Origin of the sequence: Halomonas sp. ND22Bw (assembly GCF_003011945.1) — a bacterium.
In the GTDB taxonomy this organism is placed as follows: domain Bacteria; phylum Pseudomonadota; class Gammaproteobacteria; order Pseudomonadales; family Halomonadaceae; genus Halomonas; species Halomonas halophila.
In genome coordinates this window covers 1-259 of the sequence record NZ_PXWD01001189.1, presented here as the reverse complement: position 1 = coordinate 259, position 259 = coordinate 1, and the positions used below count along the sequence as shown (strand labels likewise).

Genomic DNA, 259 nt, shown 5'->3' with positions numbered 1-259 from the left:
GACCCAGGCCTCCAGGCCCTTGCGCACCCAGCTGCGGCCGGTCCACAGGAAGAGGTTCTTGGCGGTCTGCTGGCGGAGGGTGCTGGCGCCGCGCAGGTCGCCGCCGTTGAGGCTGGCCTCGACGGCGCGGCGCAGCTCGACCAGGGCGAAGCCGTGATGCTCGGGGAAGCGCTGGTCTTCGGCGGCGATCACCGCCAGCTTAGCGCTGTCGGGCAGCTGGCTCCACGGGCGCCAGTCCTGGCGGATCTCCAGAGCATCG

At 72.2% G+C, this 259-nt stretch carries 1 protein-coding gene; it reads right to left on the bottom strand.

Annotated features, from left to right (window positions below):
* Nucleotides 1-259, bottom strand: a 259-nt coding sequence (locus CVH10_RS21935; RefSeq protein ID WP_181244667.1) for a transglycosylase domain-containing protein, incomplete at both ends; no start/stop codon positions are given.